This is a genomic window from uncultured Tessaracoccus sp. (genome assembly GCF_947286155.1).
Taxonomy (GTDB): Bacteria; Actinomycetota; Actinomycetes; order Propionibacteriales; family Propionibacteriaceae; genus Arachnia.
Genome location: NZ_CAMYPD010000084.1, coordinates 1 through 4,503, shown reverse-complemented (window position 1 = coordinate 4,503; position 4,503 = coordinate 1). Strand labels below are relative to the sequence as shown.

Below are 4,503 nucleotides of genomic sequence, written 5' to 3'. Positions count from 1 at the left end.
GGCGGCCATCTCGCGCACGAGCGGGTACATCATTTTGGGGTCCGCAGATTCGCCTACGAGAGATACGCCGCCGCGCGAGGCAGCACCTCGTTTTCCATCTCCAACTCGCAGATCCGCTGCATCGCGGCCATCATCTCGCGACGTTCCCCAACGTCAGTGGTCAGCGTGAACCCGAGAGCCCGGAACCGGTCGTCCTTGACCCACATCCGCAACGCGGACTTGGAGACTCCAAGATCTTTACACACTTGCTTCTACGACAAGCCGCAGTTCACCAGCGCCACTGCGTCACGCTTGACCCCATCCGAATAGATTCTTGGCCGATCACCATCCTTTCAACACGACCCTTCCAAAGTCATACAGTCTTGAACCCAATCAAACCTTCAGCAGCCCCGTCCCCGTGATCGCAGACCAAACTGCCAGACCAAACGAATCGTCTTTGTGCTCCCAACACTTCAGCAGGTATGCCTCGCTTTGGCACGGCTTCTGAAACTGCATTGATTTGCCATCCGCCCAGCGCACCCTCAGCGACACAGTGATTGTCCACCTGCTCCAACAACGCGGCATGCCGGTCGTCCATGCAGATGCCCAACCCATACAATTTTCGGGCTAATCGTCTATTACGGATACGAAGAGCGACATATGTACCGGACGAGCGTGGATCGAGGATCATCATAATTTCCAGCTTCTCGACGTCCGCGAAAGCGAACCGGACTCGCCGGAAAACTCCCTCGTAGATTACCTCCCGGCCATGTACACAAATCTTGAGTCCCCTTACGTAAACCGTCCTCCACACCACCCAACCGCATATGCCTGTCCACACCAGGAGAACCCAGAACCAGCCTGCAAAGTTAGCTTCCATCACCGCCAAAACCACCAAGACCCAGACCAAAGCAGTCCACGCAAGGTGACGAAGCCGCACAGCTAGGAGCATCAATCCCGGATATATCATCGCCTTCGCCTTCGGCCGTAGGTGTCGTAAAGGCCATATGCCCCGAATTTGCTGCTGACATAAACGTTCAAGCCGAAGTTAGCTGACTTGGAGCTTGACCCGGTTCTCCGGACAGGTTTGGTTCGTTAGATTATGCCGCTTCGGTGGTGGTGGCGGCAAGGTTTCGAACTCGTGTGGGGACAGTATGCCGAGGCTGGAGTGGCGTCGGCGTGGGTTGTACCAGCCCTCGATCCACTCGAACATCGCTGAGGCCAGTTCGACGCGTGATGGCCAGTGTCGGCGGTCCAGGAGCTCGCGTTGCATGATCGACCAGAACGATTCCATTGCCGCGTTGTCTTGGGACGAGGCGACCCTGCCCATCGAGCCCACAAGCCCGGCTTCTCGGAGTCGGTGGCCGAACAGCCAGCTGGTGTATTGACTCCCGCGGTCGGCATGCAGGATCGTTCCCGGAGCGGGCCGGCGTTGCCAACGAGCCATGTCGAGCGCGTCGATCACGAGTTCTGTTCGGATGTGATTAGCGATCGCCCAGCCCACGATCCTTCTGGACCAGGCGTCCATTACCGCGCAGCAGTAGTCCCAGCCATCTCTGGCGCGGTGTTGGGTGATGTCGGTGAACCACAGCCGGTCCGGGCCGTCGGCATGAAACTGGCATTTGACCAGATCATCATGGGTTGCAGCAGCCGGGACATGGCCCCGTTTGCGGCGGTGACACACGCCTTGAAGGCCGTCTTCGCGCATGAGACGAGCGATGCGTTTGCGTCCGCAGCAGATCCCCAAGCCCAAACGCAGCTCGGCATGAACCCGTGGGGCGCCATAGGTTCCCCGAGACATCTCATGGATCGATCTGATGGTGAGCATCAACTCTCGGTCGGCCAGCTCGCGGCAGCTTGCTGGTCGGTTCCTCCACTCCTAGAAACCCGAGCGAGACACCCGCAGGACCCGACACACCACCGCAACAGAGAAGCTCTCTTCCTCGAGCTCGGCGACGAGCCGGAACACTATTTTGGGAGGACGTTCTCCCGGGCGAAATAGGCGCTGGCACGTTTCAGGATCTCAACCTCGGTCTCCAACACCCGGTTACGGCGACGCAGCTCGACCAGCTCGCGTCTCTCAGCGCTGGTCAAGCCCTCACTTCGACCAGCATCAACATCGGCTTGACCCATCCAGCGAGGCAGACAAGACTCGCTGATCCCCAAGTCCCTCGCAACCCGGGCCACCGGTTGACCCGACCCCACCAGCTCAAGAGCCCTCCGACGAAACTCGACAGGCTTAGCAGCAGGCATCACAGACTCCTTCCCTGAGGCCATCATCACCTCAGACTCGGTGTCCGGAAAAGCGCGTCAAGCTCCCATGCGCCACAACAACTACGGCGGCAACGTTTTGCTACATCGCGTACGCTCGTACAAAGTGGAGCCGGAACCGAGCAAATTCGGACTGGAGTCTCGCCCCAGCAATCCTCAAAGTGCAGCTCAAGCCGTCACATCCAATTACAGCCGTCGACCCCGGTCAGTCGCCGCGCAACGGAGTGCACCCCACCGCTAACACCTGACAACCGGACGCAAGCCCATCCCTCGAGCTGAGTCCAGGACAATCCTCGACATACACAGTGCTCAAGTTGGTACACCCCGAGAACTTCGAGAAGTCACGCAGCTCTCTCACTTCTTCCAGCCGCAATTCAACGAGACGTTCTCCAGCAAAGTCCGGGAATGCCGAAGCAGAACAGACAGCGACAGATAAGTAGCGCAACGACTCCGGCAATCTACCCGGAAACGCTCTTGGAGAAATGAGTGAAAGGTTTTCAAGCACCATGTTGCGCTCGATTGCCGCAGCCCACTCTATGCTACAAGAGGTCAAGCCCAGCCCGGTCAACTGCGCACCCAACTCCACCGATAGCACCCGCAACATCGAAGAGAGATGGAGAGACAATGAGCGCAGCTTGGGGAACCACCGGAGATCGACAATTCCATGCACCATATGGCCCAACGAAAGTTCTTCCAAATTTTTCAGATCATGGATACCAGATAAATCCACCTGCGCGTTGATCGCTAGCCCGCGAACCCGCCCCGCGGCCGACACAACGGAACTGATATCGCCAACATCTTCATCGCAGATGTTGATCGCGGTCTCCCAAGGGCGAACGGAACGCCGACGGACCATATTCCAATACTTCACAACTACAGCCTCCTCCAATTCCTTGGCGTGCTGCGCATCAGATATGACCGTCTTGCCCCAATAGGATTCCTAATATTGGCCAAGTTCCGCTTGCCGTTCTTGTAGATTCCTCCGAGCCGGTTAATCATCCTCTGTTCTGCCACTTCTCGGCGAACCTTCCCACCACTGACGCGATATACTCTTGCAGTCGCCGCTTGCCACTTTGTAATCTTGCCATTCCTTACGTGCCGCGCCAACCTCCCTGCAATTTTGGAGGACTGACCAACGTATTTCATTTTCGACACAGTACGAACGACATAGATGCCGCCTCTAGCAAGCTTATAGCCGCGATACGCCCATGCGGCAACTGCAGTTACGGGTATGAAGCTGGCTGCGGTGAGTGCGATGTCCCATTTGTATTTCCAAAGCACCCTGCCGACTTTCCGCAGCCACCCCCATTCGCCGGTCGTGTCGATTCGATTGATGGGGTCGTTGGGGTACGTGTACGGGGTGTCGTTGCCTCCGTAGACGGGGTCGAGGCTGGTGAACAAACCAGTGACCGGGTTGTAGAGACGGGCTCCCATGAGGAGGATGCCTGTTTCGGTGGTAGAACGCTGTTTCGCACCCAGCCACCCGTAGCCGTTGGCGGCGGCACCAGCGGTGCTTGTGGGCGGGGTGATCACTGGTGTGCCGTACTCGGTGTAGCGGGTCCACCGATCAAGCCCCTCCGCGGCTTCCCCGTCCGTCGGGAGAGTGATGGTGGCCGACACATCCCCGCGGGGATTCGCGAGCGCCAGTTCCCCGGCCGTGGTCACGCCGGTGGTCGTGATCGACAACGACAACCCGCCACTGGTCAAGTCCGCGTACACCGTCGTCGACGCCCGGTCGGCGGTGACGGTGGTCACCCACCCAGGATCATCCGAATCATCCACATAATGATTCGTCACCGACTCCGTCACAGCCGCCTCGAGGGTGCGGCGTGTGGTCTGCACCGTGCGACGTCCAGCGACATCCAGGGTGTATGACAAACTCACCCCCGCCTGGGTGATCGCTTTCGCGGTGTCATCGTCGTAGTACGACAGGTGAACATCACCCGATTCCGGGCGCGGTGCATCCGCGGCTGGGATGAGGGTTTGCCGACCAAGCGCATCGTAGGTGTAGGCGGTGCCGTCGCCGACCGTGATCGGCCGGTCCGCCACATCGTAGCTACGGCTGGTCCCCACCCCACCTGAGGCGGGGCAGAGCGCCCCGGTGGTGGCGGCAGCCGTAGTGTCAGCAAGCCGATTGCCTCGAGCGTCAAACCGGTACGTACGCAACCTGCAGCCGGTGCCGTCAACCTCATCGGAGCGGTCCACCACCTCCGTGAGCCGCCCAGCCGGATCATACGAATACGTCAAATCCGC

At 59.1% G+C, this 4,503-nt stretch carries 4 protein-coding genes and 1 pseudogene; all 5 read right to left on the bottom strand.

What is annotated here, in order from left to right; genetic code table 11:
• Window positions 1–53: 53 nt before the first annotated feature.
• Complete coding sequence (locus Q0X68_RS12975; RefSeq protein WP_297752620.1) at window positions 54–245, bottom strand: hypothetical protein; 192 nt, start codon at window positions 243–245, stop codon at window positions 54–56.
• A 782-nt stretch (window positions 246–1,027) separates the two neighbouring features.
• A pseudogene (locus Q0X68_RS12970) lies at window positions 1,028–1,843 on the bottom strand (IS3 family transposase); the annotation flags it as partial.
• Window positions 1,844–1,947: 104 nt separating this feature from the next.
• On the bottom strand, window positions 1,948–2,232 hold the full coding sequence (locus Q0X68_RS13210; RefSeq protein ID WP_159087494.1) for a transposase: 285 nt from the start codon (window positions 2,230–2,232) through the stop codon (window positions 1,948–1,950).
• A 223-nt stretch (window positions 2,233–2,455) separates the two neighbouring features.
• The gene (locus Q0X68_RS12965) at window positions 2,456–3,121 is read right to left on the bottom strand and encodes a hypothetical protein (RefSeq protein WP_297752617.1); all 666 of its coding nucleotides are present in this window, start codon (window positions 3,119–3,121) and stop codon (window positions 2,456–2,458) included.
• Window positions 3,122–3,123: 2 nt separating this feature from the next.
• The coding region (locus Q0X68_RS12960; protein WP_297752614.1) for an RHS repeat-associated core domain-containing protein at window positions 3,124–4,503 on the bottom strand (1,380 nt) is incomplete at its 5' end.